The following is a 19,812-nucleotide window of genomic DNA, read 5'->3' as shown; positions in this document are numbered from 1 at the left end:
CTCCTTCCTAATTCCTTAAAACATTGGTAATGCCCAGTCCAGGTGCCTGTGCAAACGTAATCTTCCTTCCGGTATATTGAATGCCGCCTTCCACTATATCCTCAGCAAGCATCAGAGGGGCATCAAAATCAAACCGGGTAATATTCTTTTTGCTTGCTGCAAAATGGGCTGCAGCCGTAATTCCGAGCCTTGTTTCAATCATGCTTCCTACCATACATTCCACTCCGCAGATTTCAGCTAAGGCATTTATTTTCTCTGCCTGGTAAATTCCCCCCGCCTTCATCAGCTTAATATTTATTAAGTCCGCACTTCTCGTTCTCAGCACCTCAAAAGCCTGCTTTGGCGTAAATATACTCTCATCAGCCATAATCAGCGTGTCAACAGAGTCAGTTACAAACTTTAGTCCAAGAATATCAGCTGCTGCTACAGGCTGTTCCACCAGTTCAATATCAAGTCCTGCATCCTCCATCTTCCGGATAATGGATACCGCTTCTTTTGGAGACCATCCCTGATTAGCGTCCAGCCGGATTTTTATGCCGGTCCCAACTGTCTTTCTTATTTCCTTAATCCTTTCAAGGTCAATCGAAGCATCTTTCCCTACTTTGACTTTAAGAATATTAAACCCCTGTGCTGCATATTTCCCCGCATCTTCGCCCATTTCTTCAGGACTGTTAACACTGACCGTATAATCAGTTTCTATCTCTGATTTGTATCCTCCCAGATACTGATATAAAGGAACTCCGGAATGTTTGGATAAGCAATCGTACAGAGCCATATCAACCGCTGCTTTTGCGCTCGGATTCCCAATAAGAATGCCATGCATCCCCTGAAAAACAGCTTCATAGTTTAAAAGATTTTTATTAAAAAGATATGGTTTAAAAATGAGATTAATAGATGATTCGATGCTTTCCAGACTATCACCAGTAATAACGAGGGTCGGAGGTGCTTCCCCGAACCCTTCAATCCCATTATCACAGGTGATTTTAACGATAATGGCATGTGCTACTTCGACCGTTCTCAAGGCAGTTTTAAACGGTTTGACAAGCGGTACGGCAGCCCGGAACGTTTCTATCTGTTTAATTTTCATACTGAGTCATCCTTTTGTCCGATTTTCTAAAAAAGCGCATCATTCATTTATTGAACACCGCTTTCAATAACAACCTTTTTCTCCCCTGTATTCATGGAAGCCGTCACACCAAGAGGGATCGCATAATGCGGAGAGCAATGTCCGATTAAGAAGCCTTTAATAGCAGGCTTTCCTGCAAGCTTGATGTAATGGTCCAACACTTCCTCAAGGGACAGGGATTGCTCTCTTTGTGGAACACAATTATTAAAATCACCCAGTAAAAATCCGGCAGCTTCTGTAAGCTTGCCTGCCATGTGCAGCTGATTCAGCATCCTGTCTACAGCCCGGGGTTCTTCATTTATATCTTCAATCAATAAAATTTTATCCTTTGTATCTGCTTCAAACGGGGTGCCAATGGTACTTGCTAACAATGATAGATTACCGCCAATGATCGTTCCCGCTGCTTTCCCCTCCACTATGGTTTCAAGAGAGGACATTGTTTCCGAGTAAGTAAATGGGGCGGGCTCAAACAATTGATTAAAGGATGCTTTTGAAAGATCGTCTGCTTCCTCCCTGCCAATATCAGAAGCAAGCATAGGACCATGGAAAGTGGCGAGGCCGGTTCTCTGGTAGATAGCTGTGTGCAGAAACGTAATATCGCTATATCCCCAGAATATCTTTGGGTTCTGCTCTATAAGCTTATAATCTATGGAAGCCGCAATACGGCCGGTGCCATAACCTCCGCCGGCACAAATGACAGCTTTCACTTCTTTATCTTTAAACATATTATGAAGGTCTTCCAGTCTTTCATCGTCAGAGCCGGCAAGGTATCCATACTCATTGTGAACATGTCTGCCAAATTTCACATGAAGGCCCAGATCTTTTAAAAAAGCAAGCGAGCGCTGGAGATTTTCCTGGTTTGGCGGGCTGGCAGGTGCAATGATTCCAACTGTGTCGCCTTTAATAAGGTGTTTAGGCTTCATCGTCATATCAACATTCTCCTTACCTATTAAATTGAAGTTAAAGCTTTTTTTGCGGTTGAATGTTTTCCGGAAACAGCAGTCTGACCTCCACAAAACTTATATGGATAAAAAAGGGATGTTCAAAGCGAACACCCCCCTTTTTTCTCTTATTACTTCTTATCTGCCCATTTCAGTTCCATATATCCAACTGGATGTCGGACGATGCCTTCCACTTTATCACTTTGTAAATATGAATTGTTATAGAAGTAAAGAGGGAAGATAGGAGCTTCCTCCATTAAGAGCTTTTCAGCTTTGTACATAAGATCGAAACGCTTTTTTTCGTCCGCTTCGTTCTTAGCATCTTTAATCAGTTTATCGTATTCTTTATTGCTCCAGCCTGTGCGGTTCATCGCCAGACCGGTCGTAAAGTTTTCAAGGAAGTTGATAGGATCGCTATAGTCGGCCAGGAAAGAGCTTCTAGACAGCTGGAATTTCAATGCAGTCTGTTCTTCGGTGAATACAGCAGACTCCATATTTGCCAGCTTTACATCAACGTCCAGGTTCTTTTTATACATATCCTGAAGCGCTTCAGCGATCGCCTTGTGTGTATCGCTCGTGCTGTAATGCAATGTTACTTCCGGAAGCTTGCTATAGCCTTCGTCTTTCATTCCTTTTGCAAGGAGCTTTTTAGCTTCTTCAATATTTGTTTTAAGCAAATCTCCGCTTGTTTTACGGAAGTCATTTCCATCAGCATCCTTAAACCCATATGCTACGAATCCGTATGCTGGCTTTTCCTTATTCTTTGTTACAAAATCCACGATGTCCTGCTGATTGACAGCCATAGCAAAGGCTTTACGGATATCTTTGTTAGTAAACGGCTCTTTCGTTACATTAAAGCGGAAGAAGTAAGTGCCTGCCTGACCGGAGGATTTTACTTTTCCTTCTTTATGAAGCTGTTCTGCATTATCTGGAGGAACACTGGATGAATCCAGCTTGTTTGTTTCGAACATCTGATACTCTGTATTAGTGTCACTAATGATATCCCAATGTACTTTATCTAATTTAACCGTTTTGTTATCCCAATAATTTTTGTTCTTTTCCATGACGAAATTGCTGTCATGCTCCCATGATTTCAGGGCAAAAGGTCCATTTCCTACAAAAGAAGCTGCTTCAGCGAACCATTTTGGATTTTCTGCTGCAACCTTTTCATTGATCGGGAAGAAGCAGGGGTTTGAAATAACACTTAAAAAGTATGCTTGAGGGCTGATTAAAGTAACCTCAAAGGTTTTATCATCAACAGCCTTAATTTTTACGTCTTCAGCTTTTCCTTTGCCAGCGTTATAGCTTTCAGCACCTTCAATAAAGTTAGCTAAAAATGCAGCTGGGGATGCTGTTTTAGGATCCATTAGACGAAGCCATGAATAAACAAAATCCTGTGCTTTTACATCATCGCCGTTTGACCATTTTGCATCCTTGCGGATATGGAATGTATAAACCTTCCCATCCTCTGATACGTCCCACTTTTCAGCTGTCGCTGCTTTTGGCTCATGTGTATCATCCAGGCGGGTTAAACCTTCCATTAAGTTGTTTAGAGGATTCCATGATACTGCGTCAAAACCTTGAGCCGGGTCGAATGAAGTAGGCTCTGTGCCATTATTTAAGTTAAGTACCTTTTCTTTATCGCCCTTTTTCTCATCGCTTAACCCATTCGACTCAGTGCCGGCATTATCTTTCGCCGTGCAGGCAGCAAGACTAAAGATCAATAGCGCTGCCATTAACAATGTTAATACCTTTTTCATTTACGTTCCCCCTCTTCATTATTAACTGCTATAATGTTAATTCATTGCTGCCATTAATTTTTTGGCCCGCTCATCCTGCAGCCAGCAGTCAACCTGGTGATTGCTGCTTAAGCGGGTCTCGGAAGGATACACCCGGTCGCATACATCCATCGCATATTCACAGCGAGCTGCAAAGGGACAGCCGGCAGGCGGAGAAAATAAATCAGGAGGCGAACCCCCAATCGGGACAAGATCTGCACCTTCAATATCAAGCCTCGGCACTGACCTGAGCAGCCCTCTTGTATAAGGATGCTGGGGATTATAGAAAATTTCCCTGCGGCTGCCCGTTTCGACGATCTTGCCGGCATACATTACAGCAATACGGTCTGCTACCTGAGCTACCACTCCTAGATCATGGGTGATCAGGATGATGGATACCCCAGTCTTTTCTTGTATGTCCCTGAACAGCTCTAGAATCTGGGCCTGTATGGTTACATCAAGTGCGGTGGTTGGTTCATCAGCAATCAATACCTCCGGCTGGCAAACTAAAGCCATGGCAATAACAATACGCTGCCTCATGCCGCCGCTGAATTGATGCGGATATTGCTTCAGCCTTGCTTCAGGACTTGGTATCCCTACTAAATCAAGCATATCCACAGCAGCGTTTTTTGCTTCTGCAGCTGTTACTTTCTTATGCTGCCTGATTCCTTCTATAATCTGCTCACCCACTGTGATCGTCGGGTTTAAAGCAGTCATTGGATCCTGAAAGATCATCGAAATATCCGCACCGCGGATTTTCCGCATCTCAGGTTCCGAAACCTTCGTAAGGTCTTTATCTTTGAAAAGAATAGAACCGCTGACAATTCTTCCGGGAGGATTTGGAATCAGCCTCATTATGCTTTGGGAAGTCACACTTTTCCCGCATCCGGATTCGCCGACGATGGCCAGGGTTTCGCCTTTATTCAAGTCAAAAGTAACTCCTCTGACAGCTTTTACTTCTCCTCCATATGTTCTGAATGAAACATGAAGGTCGTTTACCTGAAGCACTTTTTTCATACTGTTACCTCCTCAGCCTAGGGTCCAGGGCATCCTGCAGGCCGTCACCTACTACGTTAAACGCAAACATGGTTGCTGATATAAAGAATGCAGGAAATACCAGGCGCCACCAATGTCCCGTAAGGATAGAAGACAGCCCGTCACTTGCCATCATGCCCCAGCTTGTGTAAGGGGACTGTATGCCTAATCCAAGAAAGCTTAAAAATGCTTCTGCGAATATAGCAGAAGGGACAGTAAGGGTGATTTGTACAATAATTGGCCCCATCGTATTCGGCAGAAGATTTTTCCTTATAATTCTTGCTGTTTTTGTACCAAATGTCTTAGAAGCCAGTACATATTCATAATTCTTAATCTGAAGAACCTGCCCCCTGACAATCCTGGCCATGCCGATCCACCCTGTGGCAGAAAGAGCAACAATAATTGTCAGCAGTCCTGGGCCCATAACAACCATTAGCAGGATTACAACAAGCAAATAAGGGAGGCCATAAAGAATTTCTACAATTCTCATCATAATATGATCTGTTCTTCCACCCTTATAGCCGGAAACACCGCCGTAAATAATACCGATGATAAAGTCTGCAAGAGCGGCTACAACGCCAACAAATAAGGAAATGCGGGCTCCATACCATACTCTTACAAACATATCCCTTCCCAGTTTGTCGGTGCCGAACCAATAATCGCCTGATGGCGGAAGATTTTGGTTCCTTAAATTCTGCTCCGCTACAGAATGCGGAGAAATCATGGGTCCTATGACCGCCATAACTGTAAGAAATACTAAAAATAGTAAACCAGCCATTGCCAGCTTATTTTTTTTCAGTCTTCTCCAGGCATCCTTCCAATAAGAAAGACTGGGTCTTACAACCGCTTCTTCTTCCCCTTTATTTTTTGTTTTCGGGACGAACCATTCATCGGGAATCACAGCTGCTTCATGAGTTTCCTGCTGTTTCCTAAGTGCCACTGTCATCCCTCCTTTTTGCCAAGCTTAATCCGTGGATCAATAATCCCGTAAGCTAGATCGACTAAATAAAGCATAATGATTAACACAACACTGTAAAAAACGGTCGTTCCCATAATTACTGGATAGTCGCGTTGATTTATACTTTCTACGAAATACTTTCCCATCCCAGGAATGGCAAATATTTTTTCGATTACAAAGGTACCTGTCAGAATACTCGCTGCTAATGCACCTAATAAAGTGACTACCGGCATCAGTGCATTTCTAAGTGCATGTTTAAACACGATTTTTACAGGAGAAAGCCCTTTGGCTCTTGCTGTACGTATGTAATCCTGGGCCAGAACTTCTATCATGCTCGAGCGGGTTAACCGAGCGATGATGGCCATAGGCCCTGTGGCGAGTGCGAGAATGGGCAGAATCATATGTTTTGGGCTTGCCCATGTTGCGACTGGGAGAATCGGCCAGTTAACTGCGAATTGCTGGATTAATAGTGTTGCCATAACAAAACTCGGGACAGAAATACCCAGCACGGCAAAAGTCATAGCCAGATAATCAATAATCCCGTTATGCCTGAGAGCCGCAGCTACTCCAAGCAATATCCCAGAAACCACAGCTACGAGAAGAGTCCAAAACCCCAATTCAAAGGAAACCGGAATTCCCCTTCCTATTAAATCATTTACTGTAAAAGATGATTGTTTAATAGATGGCCCTAAGTCTAATGTCAGAAGTGATTTCAAATAAGCCCCATATTGGACATAGAGCGGCTCATCCAGATGGTAGAAAGACTTTAAGTTATTCTGCACAGCTTCATTCGTGTTCTTATCCGATGTAAAAGGACTGCCCGGGATCGCATGCATTAAGAAAAAAGTCAGTGTAATGATGAGCCACAATGTAATCAACATAGAGATAAGACGTTTAACGAAGTATGAATTCACTGTCCTTCACTTCCTAACAAAATGTTGTTCTCATGGCAAGCTCGGTCATGACAAGCATAGCTTGATAGGCTTCTAGAATATCTTTTGCCTGAAAGCGGACTGTCGTTGTACCAGGAATAATTTCTGTTCCCGGCATTAAGTTAGCCCATTCGGCCTGTCCGTAATTTGCGAATTCAATAGCAAGAAGCGGTCTGTCCGGAGGTGTAAGTGGTTTAACGCGATCCCTATTTTGCAGGGCAATTGCTGTTTTTTCCGTTAACAGCTGTCCTGCTTTTGCGGGGGTCAATGACTTAGCAGCTGACCGTGAGATGGTCTCCTTCACTACTGCAGTTGTGATATTCGGTATGAGCTCTTCAGCTTCCCTTGCCGCACCATCATCTCCGGCAACCATGATAAGCGGTACATCATAATAGCCGGCTACATATGCATTGAAGCCTAATTCTCCTACAACCGTATCGTTTATGTAAAAATTGCGCGCTCCAAAGATCATTGAATGCGACATTACCCCTCTTTGGGATGCACGGGCATGATAACCGGCAAATATAGCTCCGTCAAAACTTGCATCCAGCCCCTGAACCATGGAAAAGGGCTTAACGTCTCCTGTAATCAATTGAGTTTCAGGATGAAGTTTCTCAATAAGGAGGTTGTTCATCTTAGAATGACTGTCATTTACAACCACTTCAGAACAGCCAGTTTCAAAAGCAGAGGTAATGATATAATTCGTTTCTTCGGTCATTATATGACGGCCCCGCTCATAGTTATGCCCTGATGAATCCACATGTGTATGATCAACCAGGCCGGTGATGCCTTCCATATCGACAGACATGTACAATTTCATGATGCTTCCTCCTGAATATTTATACTAATTTTCTTAAAATTATAAAATATAAACTCTATTCTGACAATAGGATTCGGATGGCTTCGGAGTTTTATTTTATTGTTAGGTCAAGAAAGATTGAAATAGAAATTCATTTCGAAACGTGCCTTTGAAAAATTCACAGGAATATATTGTGGACAAAATAAATTTGGATGGCAATGCCATCCACTTGTTATCTATTATTCAATTAGGAACCCGCATGCATTTAGAATAGGAACAACCGTCCTTTTTTCGCCGTTTACAATGCAGACTGTTTCATTATCCACGCGTGCCAGGACTCCTTCAACCTGATCGTCTGGCAATATAGCTGTAATCACTTTCTTCCTAAATAATAGCAGCATAATCGGCAGGGTAAGGCCGAAGAATTCATTTATTAGGAAAGGGGATCTGGAAACTGTCGCTCCAAAGTTTAAAACGAGTTTTCTCCTAAGCCGCGGATCAATATCAAGGAGTTCTCGTTCATTTTTCACATGGCGTTTACTCTTGATTTTTATTTTATTAATATGCTCAAATGGAATGATTCTGAATCCACCGGATGTGCTGCAGCTAAGCAGTAAAAAATCCCGGCCTGCCGCCTCCAGGCAGCCCTCGACCTTAATTGGTTCCGGACATGTTATATCGATGGTAACTTTGGCCGCCTTGAATCTCCGCAATGAATCAAAAAAGGCCTGGTTCCTATCCTCTTCCTCAGGTGTCCCTAAGGAGAGCAGAATCTCATTGGCTTTATCTATACTGCGCTCTAATTCTTCGAGCTCCTCATCAGGCAGGCAGGTGGTCGGGGATGGAAGTTTAGGGGAAGGAATCCGTTTTGCATCACAATCCGGAATGAAAATTTGATTTTTTTCTTCAGGCGAGCAGGAAAATCTCCGTTTATTTTTTTTCAACTAGTTCACCTCCTTTCATATCTTATTGTCAAAAATGAAAAAGGGTGTTGTTTTTCAGTCTCTTTTTATGATGAATAACATATGTATACCGTAAGTTATGTCTGGGGGGCGGGATATGATATATGTGTTTTTGGGGATTCATTTAATATGTTATATGGCCGTATACGTACTGATATATAAACAAAAAAGACATATTCAATACCACTTTTCAATGGCGTTGACCATTTCTGCGAGTCTTTCGAATACCTTATTAACGGGGATCCTTCTGGCCCAGCTTCTGCCTGATTACACACATGCTGTGCTCGCTTCAACAGCGGTTGGTATCTTTACAGGAATTACTCTGGGCCTGTCCTTGGATTTTCAAAGTTTATATGCTGGAACTGTCTCAGGAATTATGGGAGGGTTTATGGGGCCGATGATCGGCGGCCTGATCGATCACAACCAGGCATCTGTCCTTTTTTTTCTTTTAGAAGTGATTTTCAGCGGATTTCTTCTGTCTGTTCTTTATTCCACCTCATTAAAAAGGGAGGTGTAATGGTGTGTACTGGCTTATCATATTTATTGTTCTTAATTTTGCTCTGACGTGGAAAGTGTATGCGTATTACAAACCAAAAAGGCATTTACTGGACTCGCGTTTTATTTTCACAATGCTTTTCACCCTGCCTGCTCTCGCCAGTATAGTAAATGGCATGGTTGTTTTCTTTCTCGGAGTAAATATTTTTGCCTCTATTCTTATATCAGCTGTACTGGGTTTAGTGCTCGGCGGCTTAATTGGCTCATTATTTAACTTTTTTACCTTTTCCATCGGTGCGGTTACCAGCAGTTATTTCGGAATTATGGGTCCTATGATATCTACGCCGATCGTATCATCTGAGCTTTGCGGGTTTGCAGCATCAGGCGGAGCCCTTGCTAATAGTCTATCCCTTACTTTTCTCGGCTTTTGTCTGACTGCGTTCTTAACAAGTTTATTTATTTATATTTACAAAGTTTAGGGATACCATCAATGAGGTATCCCCATGTTTATTTTCCAAAAATATAGTGTAAGAAAGAGGACAAAGGTGACGCAGTCTTTATTAGAATGATAGATTTAGTGGGAATCTGAAATTGTTCCTTTGCTTTTTTCAAAGAAAGAAATTCTGAATCGGATGTCTCCTGAATTTTTCCTGATAATTCTTTTTCATCAGACCAGACTGTAACTCTGACTCCTTGCCAGGTCCGCAAATTGGTCGCTAACGTTTCTTCATAGAATATTTGTTTAAGAGTCTCCTTTTCGGAAACTGTTTTCCCGAAATTAAGCAGCAGTGAATTTCTAATATCGTTGTCATATATAATATTCGTATGGGAGTAATCGGTATCCGGATAACCTGATGGGATACGGGCTAATTCAATAGATGAATATGGCAGCCAATATCTGTCCCCTTTTGATACGAGAACAGTAAAATCCCGGCCTACTACTACTACTCTTCCCGAAAGCCATTCAGCCTCACTGGATACGCGGTAAAAAATCTCAACCTGCTGGTTCCTTCTTTCGCTGAGGAAATTTTTTAAGTAGAGCACCTTTTTTCTTTGGGGCAATGCTTTCCCGATATTCATAAGATTTTGTGAGTGCATAAAATTCTGCACTGCCTTGATTTCTTCATATGAACCTTCAAAGGTTGATGTCAATCCTCCTCCTGCTTTTGCATCCAGTTCCAATTCAACATTAGATTTAAGGATTTCGCGTTCTCTTTCGGACCATAATTGTTTTGCATATTCATTTAATCTCAAGGTTCCCATCTCCTCTTCTTTTCAAAGGCAATACTAATTAATATGCAGATAAAAAGGAGCTGAAGAATATAAAATAACCATCTGTCATACAGAACCACTCCTGCGAGCATAGGAGTCATCATCCCCATCACTGCCCCGTTGGCAATACCAATAATCAGAGTTTGTTCATCCTTAAGCCTTCCGAAGACCCACCCGATGCACATACTTCCTGTTACAGATAGAAAAACATTCTGCACATAATTAAAGGGAAATTGTTCCATGAGCATAAAGGAGAAAAAAAGCGAGAAAAAGAGCGGCATAAACATCGCTGTATTCATTCCTGAGGACAGCCCCATCACCTTTTTCCGCCTGCGTAACAAAGTGTAATAACAACCTATAAGCAGCAAATCCACAAAAAAAGGAATTGTATACATACCTCTCCTCCTCAGAACTAACAGGAAGCTCTCTATGAAATAAGGATGGCCGGAGCCATCCTTATTTCAGTACTTAATTATCTAAAGGTATAAGATGTTCCATTAATCGATCATGTACTCTGATAAGCCCCCATAAGCCCAGTTCTAAATTCCAGCGGATATTTCCTGACCGGTATAGATAATCCCCGGGAAACTGGCCGATTCCTCCGGCTCCGCCTGCTAATTGTGCATCAAAAGCTTCTCCGGCAATATTTTGCCCTTTCGCTCCCCTGAATTCTGAATTCATATCCTGCCAGTCGTCCTTCCAGATATGCCCATGTATTACAAACGTGTTTGTTCTCCTTCTATCGGCCGGGGTCAATAACCTAACTGTAACCGGATCACCAGGATAAGCCTCGAAGACTGGAGTAGCAGGGTCGCCAAAGACCTCCGAATCCGCCCAGTCTTTAAGAACCGGATGTTTCTCAAAACGGTTAATCAAACGTTCTGTTCGATAGTTAAACCCTCTAGACCCCTGATCTTCCGTATCAAACAGCTCCTCCAATCCGTTAAGAATTCCTTCCGCAGGATCGATAATCAGCTGATTCTGCTTATTTAACAAGCGGATGCCATCATGGAGTATGATGACAAATTCCCGGAAGTCTGGTAAAAACGGATTAATAATTACCGCATTTGCTCCGGATTTTAACTTGCTTCCTGAATAAGGGTCAAAATACTTAGATCCCCGCGGTTCGGCAATAAAAGCTCCAAAGGAACCATGATGCCTATGGTTGCGAAGGTCTGCCATATCCCAAAAATTACAAGCTCCGATACCGGTCGGCACCTCCCAAAAGTAAGTAATTGAGTCGCCTGGCCCGACGGTTTGATCTGGATTGAACCCTACCGTGTCACCGCTCGAGTGTTTTATATCATAATCCACGAGCTGTGGATGTATGGATATCCTTGGCGAAGTAGGGTAAAAAGCGTCCGCCTTTATCACAGGATAACCATGTACTTTCTGGTTATGAAATAGCTTAGGATCGAGCAGATTGGTCAGTTTTATTTGTATTAAATCACCATAATTCCCCCTGATGACAAGCGGCTCTGGATTTACTTTCCCACATAATATGCCATCCTTATCTTTTGAAAGCGCAAAAACAATACCATGTGGGTCATGATCGCCAAACTTGTTATACAGGATTGGAGTTTGGATGGCGACGATATCATATTTCCTTAGGCGCATTGCACGAGACTCAGGATCTAATTTTACAATGCGCTTTGGAATTGGATCTCCTTTTTTCGGGAGCGGCCTGGTTCTTTTTGGAGGAAGCGGCCTGTCACTTAATGGCATTAAATCATCAACTAATTGATCATACGCCCTTAAAATGCCCCAGCATCCATTAAACACATCTTCCACATCTTCATAGGCGTACAGATAATCTCCGCTCCGGGGCACAAATGTTTCAGCTGTAAAGGATTCTGAAATACCGATATGCTGATGTGAAACATAGCGCGAATCAAGGTCTCTTCTTTCCTGCTTCCACCTCAGCCCGTGGAGATTGAAGCTGTGTGACTCTTCATGAGCGCCATCGAGGAGCCTGATGCGAATCGGGTCTCCTTCATACGCTCTTAAAATAGGAGTGACTGGATCTCCATGCACAAAGGAACTGAAGGAATAAGCAGGGTCACAATCTTTACCAAGCCTGAACTGCAGCGGTTCACATTTATAATTAACCCCGAATACACCCGGATCATCCAGAGAGCCAGGAAATTGAGGACGTTCTATAGGACAGCCGTCCTTGTCGAACAGAAGGGCAAAGTCATGAATAAATAAAGTATAATCCCTGTGGCTTGGTATTATTGGGTGATCTACCGTAACCTGGGTGCCTCTGTCGGTTTCTTCTACTGTTTTCGGATCAAAGAATTGTGAGAACCGGGAATGAATAACGACAGCCCCAAACACCCCATGCTGCTGATGGGAATTAGCAAATAAATGGTCGTGGAAAAAAGTTGCCTTCAATTCAGCATCGGAAAACCACTCTACCCTAATCGTTTCACCTGGGAGAACACTGCTGTCATAATTCCACCCTACATTAGCACCGTCAGCAACCAGCGGGTCAAATTTAACAAAGTGTACATGAGGAGCCGCTTCATATGTCCTTGTTGCCAGTTGAAAGGCATCGCCGTCTAAGACCTGCGGCAGGCGGTTGGTTAAATTAATCCTATTGCAGCGGCCTGCATTAGTATGAATAACCAATGGTTCCGGCTCTTTTTTTCCTGATAAAACATCCGCAATATCCTCATCTTTAATAAAGAATCGTCCTTTCGGATCGTGCCATCCCTGCTTATTATATTGAATGGGCATTTCTATAATTGAAATATTAAATTCTTTGACGATCGGATTTCCAAGGCATGACTCAGCAAAAACTGCTCCAGGACGGGCATTGGGCACTGCGGCATTTCTTTCAAGCTCTGTCAATCCGCGCCCTCCTACAATCCCGAGAGGCGGCCTTGGTGCTTTGCAGCCCACTTTTCCTGGAATAAAGTTTGGAAATCCAGGTTTATCTTTTGTAGGTCTAGGCGGTGCCGGTCTGTCTGGCAGAGGCTGCAGCGGCTTGATCGGTACACCGTTCGGATAGCACTGCGAACCATCCTGAAGAGTGTCAAAGATTCGGTTAATTCCCCACATCCCGTCCATGAAATGTGGGTATAAATGGCAGTGGATAATCACATCGCCAATTGCTCCCTGAAGGCTTCCCAATCCATATAGAGGAGATACGTTATAGAAATTCTGCGGACTGATTGCCTGGGCATCCACAATTTCAGAATCTACATCAGTCGGCTCCTGAAGCCATTGGTGGACATGATAATGAAAAACATGAGTCTCCTTGACACCGCCATGCACAAGCCTGACCGTTGCTGGATCACCTACGTATCCTCTTAAGATAGGTGTCGCCGGATCCCCAAATACCCAGGAATCATGGTGGACTTCTTCCCCATCACAGCCTGGACCGACCACTCCAGCCTCAATAAGCCTGACCCTGTTTCCCAGAGGTTCTGCCCTGTAATTGACCGCATGAACAGACTCAGCAGACTGACCGGTCATAGGGTCGACAGGGTCATTTCCAGTCAGATCCTTTTGTTCGGGCTCGTCATTGAAGAACCAGCCATATTCCCTGAAGGATGGGGAGAAGGGATGATGGATGTCAGCGAAAACTCCGCTGTTGATTGAACCGCCGGTGACTGGATCTGTCCATGTAGATCCCCTTCGCTGTATAAATATGGCTCCAAACAAGCCGTGGATGTTTGTTCCTTCTTCACTGCTTAAAGGATTTCCTAAGTCAGAAAAATAAGCAATTCCTTCTGTTTCCGCCCGAAGATGATAATTTATAGTACATCCCGGCTCTGCCAGGGTATCCGGATTAAGGCCGGAATTCGTTCCATCTGATTTTCTTACATCATAAGTCACCTGCTGAAAATGCATGCCTGCAGCGTGCTCAAGCTTGTTTTCAAATAAAATTTTTATAATATCGCCTGCATTCGCACGGATAGCCAAAGGCTGCACTAATTCAACAGGAGTAAACGGATTCTCTTTGACTAACTTTTTTACTTTTTTTTCATTTTCCTTTAACACATACATACGGCCGTTTGGGTCATGGTCGCCAAAGTTGTTATACACGATTCGGATGGGAATCGCCACAATGTGAAAAAACCGCTTCATGGTGTACTCACCTCGCTGTCAGTCTTTCAATTCCGGAATGTCCGGGAAGCCTTCGGTTTCTACATATAGCACGCGAATCGCATCAATATGGATAATCCACCTTCTATCTTCGAAGACTGGCTGTTCAGTGGTATCCACCAGTACACGTACATAGTCCTCAATTATTTCTAAGATTTCTCCAATGTATAGAAAGGGAAACTCAGCTGTTAAGAAGAGAGCCCGTTTGCCGATATTTTGTTCAAGAAATTCTATAAAAGCGGCATGAGCTCTTTCACTTGGGGATGGAAGATCTGTACTGCTTCCCCCGCGTGCATGTAAGCTTCTAGTTTTTTCTTTTGACAATAGCTTCACCTCCTAAGATATAGGGAATTTAATATCCCTATCAAAACTGGTTATAGCTGTTACTGCTTCAACAGGAAACATTAAAGGAGTCGGGAACTCAAAGTTTGGTGCATTAGACATCTTTATCTGCACCGGCCACAGAGTGATATGCCCCTCGTCAGCCTGAATAAGTTTTCCTACAAAGATTGGCCGGAATGTCTGCCCGAAAATATTTAATTGGTCGGCACTTACGACAATAAGTATGTCTCGACCAAGGTTTTCATTAATAAGTTCTAAAGCTCCAGAACTTATAGTAGAAGCTTGATTATTTTCACTCTGTGCCATATCCTCACCTCTTTTATAAAGTTCTTCAAATTATAATTACAATTTTATTCCATGGATTAGAACACATTTCAATGAAAAAGGTAACCAAACTGTACATCTGAAAATAACTTATTTATTGAAGGATATATAGAAAGGAGCGGTGAAATGGGAAGAAAAAGAAAACATCATGAGAGTTCCTCGATCGGTTTTGACATCCTGGTAAATCATAAGTTTTGTGACGATGATTTTTTGATTAGGCTGGCCGGGCTGGAAGGGGGGCTTAATTTTCGGCTTAAACAAATGATTGGCAAATGTGTTGAAATATTCTTATCCGAGCCGGAAAATGAAGTAATTATAGGTGAAGTGGCTATGGTAGGTTCTAATTTTGTAGAACTTTGTTCATGTAAGAAGGATAAAGAGCATTGCCCTAAAGAAGATTTAATTAAAATTATCCCGATCGATAATATTAAAAAAATTATGCTTGTGGATAAATGCCATGACCATCTTGAATGTAAGCACCATAAACATTGCAAATGCAAGCACCATAAAAATCTCAAGCATCATGCAGCCTGCTTCTGCAAGATATGCAAGTCTCGCAGAAGGGTGATAAAACATTAATAACAGGGGCTGCCCCCTGTTATTTTAAACCAGCTGTTTTGGCAGTTATATAGAACGGAAATAAAGTCCCCTAGTTTGTAGCGCTTAAAGACTATCTAGAAAAAGTTCGGTGATGAATAGGTACAATTAAATAGAAAAAAGCGGTGGTTCCCCCTCCGCACACTTTCCCTTTAAGTACTTTCCCGTTCTATTTTACATATCAAAAAGAATCGTATTCAAAAAGAAAATGACCCCGATTTTCTCGGAGCCATATGGATTCTATCTTTTTAGATAAACTAAAGCTGAAAAAATCTTTCCATTATTAGCCTGCTTAGTAAAATGATAATTTGCACTTTCATTTTCTATCACTTCTAACTCTTTTACCCTCCGTAGAATGTCTGTCCGTTCGAGTCTGATTTGTTCGAACACATCCTTTTCATATTGAGACAATTGTTCTAACCTCATTTTTAATGCTGTTCTCTCATTAAATTCCATCACCATTTCACCTGGCCTTTTAGTTATAGGGATAAAATAAATGTAACACAGCCTAAGAAACGACAATTTTTCTGTTTCTATATAAAATTCATAAATATATACCGTTTTTCATGGAATACAAGAAAAATTTCCAAAATAAAAAGGAAAGAGATTTAAATTGTCATAAATCACTTTCCCAATTTCTCAATTTAATTTCCTATGTACATATACTGACCATGAGTGGCTTTTTTTAAGCTGCTCTCTTTTTTGGCTAAATTGGTCATAAATAACGAAATATTTTTGATCTCAACACCAGTCTCTAGTTCCAGCTCTTTTTTTAACTGTCCTAAAGGAATCGCGGTACGGTGGCTCTGCAGGATTTTCATAGTAGCATCTCTTAATAGTAAGGTTTTTTTATGATACCCCTTATTTTGCCTGCCTTCTTTTGCAGGCTGAGTCCCACTGCTTTGCTTCTTTCCCTCATGAATGCTTTCAACAGCCTCCGCCAGTGTTTGTCTGGATTTTTCTACAACAGGTGATAAAGTCTTGTCAGATTGGTATGAATCTCTTGATGAATCTGCAGCGCTATTCTCGTACACTTTGTTTTGTCTTTCAAATCCATCTAATTCCCTTAAACGGTCTAGTATTTCTCTTCGTTCTTCTCTAAACTCTCTAATTGTTTTCTCTTCCACAATTAATAATTGTTCCAGCCGAAGTTTTAGTGCATCTCTTTCGTTAAACATAGACTCTTTCTCCTTTTAAATAAGGCAGGAAAATGTATTATGCTTTATATATTTCGCCTTTATGTAAGCATTTTCTTAATAATATCACCCGATTACTCAGTATGTAAATATGATAATATTGTTCCAAATCGCATACTAATCTTTAATTATCAAACTCCTGGTCAGAGGTTGCCGCATCCATATAAAATTTTTCGATACATTCTTTCCGCTTCTATAATACAAGAAAATGAAAATATGCTTTTACTGCGTTGTATTCCCGTTTTAAAATAATCTATGTTTTATTACTTTTATAAATGAATAATTTTTGCCCAGCTTTATCACTAATCTTTTATATCACAACTATATTTCAATAATTCTAGCTTAATCTTCCCATACATTTTTTCGTAATTCTACATATTTTATCAGTATATGACTCCCTTCCCTATTATTTGTAATATAACCGTAATATTACTGTGATGAGAATGTTACGTTATTTTGTTTATAATAGGTTTAGCAAATCACAGCAGGGGGTAAACTACTAAATTGAAAAAAATAATTGCATTTTTGTCACTTGCTCTCATGATAAGCAGTGTTACACCATTAGCGAATGAAGCTGCTGCCAGTACTAAAGTCACTACTAAATATGTTAACGTCGGCTCAGGCACATTAAATGTTCGTAAAAGTGCTACTACTAATTCTTCGGTTGTTACAAAACTATCAAAAAATACTTCGGTATCCGTATATACAGAGTCAAAAGGCTGGTCTAAAATTAAGGCGGGAACTAAGTCAGGATATGTCAACTCAAAGTACCTGACTACTAAAAAGACAACTGCTCCAGCTCCTGCTCCAGCATCTTACCGTACTAAAGCTATTGCGGTTGCAAAAAGTGAACTGGGAACTCCTTACCGTTGGGGAGGCATTTCAACAAACGGATTTGACTGCTCAGGACTTGTAAAATATTCTTTTGGCAAAGCAGGAAAAGTACTTCCTCGTACTGCTGCTGAAATGTATACAAAAGGAACTCGGGTAAGCTCGCCTGCAACTGGAGACTTAATGTTCTTTGCACCCAATAAGGCATCTAGACCTACACATGTTTCTATTTATGTAGGAAGCGGCACAATGATTCACGCTGCATCTTCAAACGGAGTTTCTTATTCTAAGACAAGCAATACTTACTGGAAGCCTAAATTCATTGGCGCAAAACGCATCTAACATAAAAATCAAAAGACCCGCATTCAATCTGAATGCGGGTCTTTCTTTGCTGAAGGAGCGCTTGATTTACACATCAAAACGACTGAACTTACATTCGTTCTTCCATTCTTTTGGCTGACATTAATGCTTCCCCCACTTTATTCTCAATAAATTCTAGAGGGTCATCTATGTCTATTTTCCCTTCAAGGTGCTGTTCTAATATACTGCATAGCATTCCTGCTGCTCTTGTAACATGATGCAAAATGTAACGGAGCTCTCTATCCTTGCTTTCTTCAGCTGAGGCAAGGAGTTGAATTTCATTTAATTGCCGGTGTATATCTCTTAAAGAAAGAATATCAAACTTTTCATAAATAGTACTCATTACGTCCCCCCTAGTATAGGATGTATACAGTTTATTCATATAGGATCTTGTTTAGAATAAGCTTGTAAACTCCCTGACTCAATAAATAAGTCTGCCAATGGTTGAACTGGTTAACAGCTTTATACACCTTACTCTACGGTTTTTGTCAGGTAGAAACGGAATAGTATAATGGAAAAGATCTTTGCTTTTAAAAACCATAACAGATTAAAATTACCAGGAAAAAAGAGGGGAATCATTCATGGACTCTATTATGGAAGCAAAAAAGATTACAGTTTTCAGCGGTGCGGGAATCAGTACAGAATCAAATCTGCCTGATTTCAGGAGCAGGAATGGATTGTGGACAAATAATAAAAGTTTTGAAAGTTTAATTTCTCTCTCTTTCTTTCGGAGAAATCCGATTGGTTTCTGGAAAGCCTATAAGGAAATATTTGCAATGAAGCTATTGAATCAATATGAACCGAACCGGGGACATTTATTTATCACAGATCTTCAAAATAAAGGCAAGGACGTCACGGTCATTACCCAAAACATAGACGGCCTTCACGGAAAGGCTGGCACAAAGAAAGTATTCGAAGTACACGGAACATTAAAAACCGCAGAATGTCCAAAATGCGGTACAACGTATGACCTGGACTATATAAATGAACATGAAACACCACGCTGCACCGCCGTATTAAAAAATAATAAACTCTGCCATTTTATTTTAAAGCCGGATGTGGTTCTGTTTGGCGATTCCATTCATTATTTTAACGATTCAATAGAGGCTGCTTATCAATCCGATCTGTTCATGGTAATGGGCTCTTCACTAGAAGTTGGCCCGATAAATTCCATTCCGCAATTAATAAGCGCGACTGAGATACCCATGGTTCTTATTAATAAAGAACACACCAAATATGATCATTTATTTGACTTGTGCATTTATGCCGGAATTGGACAAACCGTGGAACAAGTGAAGAAAGCCCTTTAATATACCAAGATGGAAGCAAGGCAGCTTTATTCCCGATCCACTATTATTCAAAAAGAATCTGCAGTCTCCTCAATATAAAAGCTCTGTTATACTTGCCTGTTGATTGCAGCGAGAGGCACTCGCTTTCCGGGGGCGGTCCGGGAGCGAGAAGCCTGCGGGGTCTCCCTTAATAGAAAAGCGGAGGACGGTGACTTTCAAGCTAGTTCTCTTTAGAGTATTGTGATGAACAAACTCGTTACTAAACGACTCTATAGAAAGTCAGACACCTGATAAAGAAGACTTGCTGATTGCCCAAGCGACAGCGAAGACAGAAGCATAGTCGCCCTTATGCGTTAGCCAGACATAAGACGAGCGGCAGCAAAGGCGTTTTTTGCCTTTTGATGGAGATTGGCTTATGACAGAAAGTGTCAGTCCGGAGCTGGACAACACGAAAAGCGGAGG

The 19,812-nt window shown here is 41.6% G+C and carries 21 protein-coding genes; 5 read left to right on the top strand and 16 right to left on the bottom strand.

Annotated elements, in window-relative coordinates:
* Positions 1 to 7 precede the first annotated feature (7 nt).
* From JOC77_RS12015 to JOC77_RS11980, 8 genes are all read right to left on the bottom strand, one after another.
* Complete coding sequence (locus JOC77_RS12015; RefSeq protein WP_204543591.1) at positions 8 to 1,087, bottom strand: mandelate racemase/muconate lactonizing enzyme family protein; 1,080 nt, start codon at positions 1,085 to 1,087, stop codon at positions 8 to 10.
* Positions 1,088 to 1,134: 47 nt separating this feature from the next.
* Entirely contained in the window at positions 1,135 to 2,055 is a 921-nt protein-coding gene (locus JOC77_RS12010) for a S66 peptidase family protein (RefSeq protein ID WP_204543589.1), read from the bottom strand.
* Positions 2,056 to 2,198: 143 nt separating this feature from the next.
* Positions 2,199 to 3,827, bottom strand: coding sequence for a peptide ABC transporter substrate-binding protein (locus JOC77_RS12005; RefSeq protein ID WP_204543587.1), 1,629 nt, complete (start codon positions 3,825 to 3,827; stop codon positions 2,199 to 2,201).
* A gap of 36 nt (positions 3,828 to 3,863) precedes the next feature.
* A complete protein-coding gene (locus JOC77_RS12000; RefSeq protein WP_204543585.1) occupies positions 3,864 to 4,862 on the bottom strand; it encodes an ABC transporter ATP-binding protein in 999 nt (332 codons plus the stop codon).
* 4 nt (positions 4,863 to 4,866) lie between these two features.
* A complete protein-coding gene (locus JOC77_RS11995) occupies positions 4,867 to 5,826 on the bottom strand; it encodes an ABC transporter permease (RefSeq protein WP_204543583.1) in 960 nt (319 codons plus the stop codon).
* Positions 5,823 to 6,752: an ABC transporter permease subunit gene (locus JOC77_RS11990; protein WP_204543581.1), complete on the bottom strand. Its 930-nt coding sequence runs from the start codon at positions 6,750 to 6,752 to the stop codon at positions 5,823 to 5,825. Before JOC77_RS11990 ends, JOC77_RS11995 begins: the two co-directional genes overlap by 4 nt.
* A 13-nt stretch (positions 6,753 to 6,765) precedes the next feature.
* Positions 6,766 to 7,590 carry a M55 family metallopeptidase gene (locus JOC77_RS11985; protein ID WP_204543579.1) on the bottom strand — a complete coding sequence of 275 codons (825 nt, stop codon included), beginning with the start codon at positions 7,588 to 7,590 and terminating at the stop codon, positions 6,766 to 6,768.
* A gap of 218 nt (positions 7,591 to 7,808) precedes the next feature.
* Positions 7,809 to 8,513, bottom strand: coding sequence for a hypothetical protein (locus JOC77_RS11980; RefSeq protein ID WP_204543577.1), 705 nt, complete (start codon positions 8,511 to 8,513; stop codon positions 7,809 to 7,811).
* Positions 8,514 to 8,628: 115 nt separating this feature from the next.
* On the opposite strand from JOC77_RS11980, the gene JOC77_RS11975 reads away from it, so the two are divergent.
* Positions 8,629 to 9,048, top strand: coding sequence for a hypothetical protein (locus JOC77_RS11975; protein ID WP_204543575.1), 420 nt, complete (start codon positions 8,629 to 8,631; stop codon positions 9,046 to 9,048).
* Positions 9,049 to 9,052: 4 nt separating this feature from the next.
* Positions 9,053 to 9,505: a hypothetical protein gene (locus tag JOC77_RS11970; protein ID WP_204543573.1), complete on the top strand. Its 453-nt coding sequence runs from the start codon at positions 9,053 to 9,055 to the stop codon at positions 9,503 to 9,505.
* Positions 9,506 to 9,533: 28 nt separating this feature from the next.
* On the opposite strand, the gene JOC77_RS11965 is transcribed toward JOC77_RS11970, so the two are convergent.
* From JOC77_RS11965 to JOC77_RS11945, 5 genes are all read right to left on the bottom strand, one after another.
* Positions 9,534 to 10,280, bottom strand: coding sequence for a hypothetical protein (locus JOC77_RS11965; protein WP_204543571.1), 747 nt, complete (start codon positions 10,278 to 10,280; stop codon positions 9,534 to 9,536).
* Complete coding sequence (locus tag JOC77_RS11960) at positions 10,277 to 10,693, bottom strand: hypothetical protein (protein ID WP_204543569.1); 417 nt, start codon at positions 10,691 to 10,693, stop codon at positions 10,277 to 10,279. The genes JOC77_RS11965 and JOC77_RS11960 overlap by 4 nt, the downstream gene beginning before the upstream one ends.
* A gap of 73 nt (positions 10,694 to 10,766) precedes the next feature.
* The gene (locus tag JOC77_RS11955; protein ID WP_204543567.1) at positions 10,767 to 14,393 is read right to left on the bottom strand and encodes a cupredoxin domain-containing protein; all 3,627 of its coding nucleotides are present in this window, start codon (positions 14,391 to 14,393) and stop codon (positions 10,767 to 10,769) included.
* 18 nt (positions 14,394 to 14,411) lie between these two features.
* Positions 14,412 to 14,735 (bottom strand): hypothetical protein, encoded by a 324-nt coding sequence (locus tag JOC77_RS11950; protein ID WP_204543566.1) that lies wholly within the window; start codon positions 14,733 to 14,735, stop codon positions 14,412 to 14,414.
* A 12-nt stretch (positions 14,736 to 14,747) separates the two neighbouring features.
* Positions 14,748 to 15,059, bottom strand: a complete 312-nt coding sequence (locus JOC77_RS11945) for a hypothetical protein (protein WP_239558728.1) — start codon at positions 15,057 to 15,059, stop codon at positions 14,748 to 14,750.
* Between the two features lie 144 nt (positions 15,060 to 15,203).
* On the opposite strand from JOC77_RS11945, the gene JOC77_RS11940 reads away from it, so the two are divergent.
* Entirely contained in the window at positions 15,204 to 15,656 is a 453-nt protein-coding gene (locus JOC77_RS11940) for a hypothetical protein (RefSeq protein WP_204543564.1), read from the top strand.
* A gap of 258 nt (positions 15,657 to 15,914) precedes the next feature.
* Here JOC77_RS11940 and JOC77_RS11935 read toward each other — a convergent pair whose 3' ends face one another.
* Both JOC77_RS11935 and JOC77_RS11930 read right to left on the bottom strand, forming a co-directional pair.
* Positions 15,915 to 16,130, bottom strand: a complete 216-nt coding sequence (locus JOC77_RS11935) for a hypothetical protein (protein WP_204543562.1) — start codon at positions 16,128 to 16,130, stop codon at positions 15,915 to 15,917.
* 188 nt (positions 16,131 to 16,318) lie between these two features.
* Positions 16,319 to 16,852, bottom strand: a complete 534-nt coding sequence (locus JOC77_RS11930) for a Rok-like winged helix domain-containing protein (protein WP_204543560.1) — start codon at positions 16,850 to 16,852, stop codon at positions 16,319 to 16,321.
* A gap of 522 nt (positions 16,853 to 17,374) precedes the next feature.
* Between JOC77_RS11930 and JOC77_RS11925 the strand changes: the two genes are divergently transcribed.
* The gene (locus JOC77_RS11925; protein WP_204543558.1) at positions 17,375 to 18,043 is read left to right on the top strand and encodes a C40 family peptidase; all 669 of its coding nucleotides are present in this window, start codon (positions 17,375 to 17,377) and stop codon (positions 18,041 to 18,043) included.
* Positions 18,044 to 18,131: 88 nt separating this feature from the next.
* On the opposite strand, the gene JOC77_RS11920 is transcribed toward JOC77_RS11925, so the two are convergent.
* Positions 18,132 to 18,404: a hypothetical protein gene (locus JOC77_RS11920; RefSeq protein ID WP_204543556.1), complete on the bottom strand. Its 273-nt coding sequence runs from the start codon at positions 18,402 to 18,404 to the stop codon at positions 18,132 to 18,134.
* 238 nt (positions 18,405 to 18,642) lie between these two features.
* On the opposite strand from JOC77_RS11920, the gene JOC77_RS11915 reads away from it, so the two are divergent.
* Entirely contained in the window at positions 18,643 to 19,371 is a 729-nt protein-coding gene (locus JOC77_RS11915; protein ID WP_204543555.1) for an NAD-dependent protein deacylase, read from the top strand.
* Positions 19,372 to 19,812: the final 441 nt, after the last annotated feature.

This window comes from Peribacillus deserti, assembly GCF_016909175.1.
Lineage (GTDB): Bacteria > Bacillota > Bacilli > Bacillales > DSM-1321 > Paraperibacillus > Paraperibacillus deserti.
Note: the sequence above shows the minus strand (reverse complement) of the source record. Positions and strands in the feature narration are given on the sequence as shown.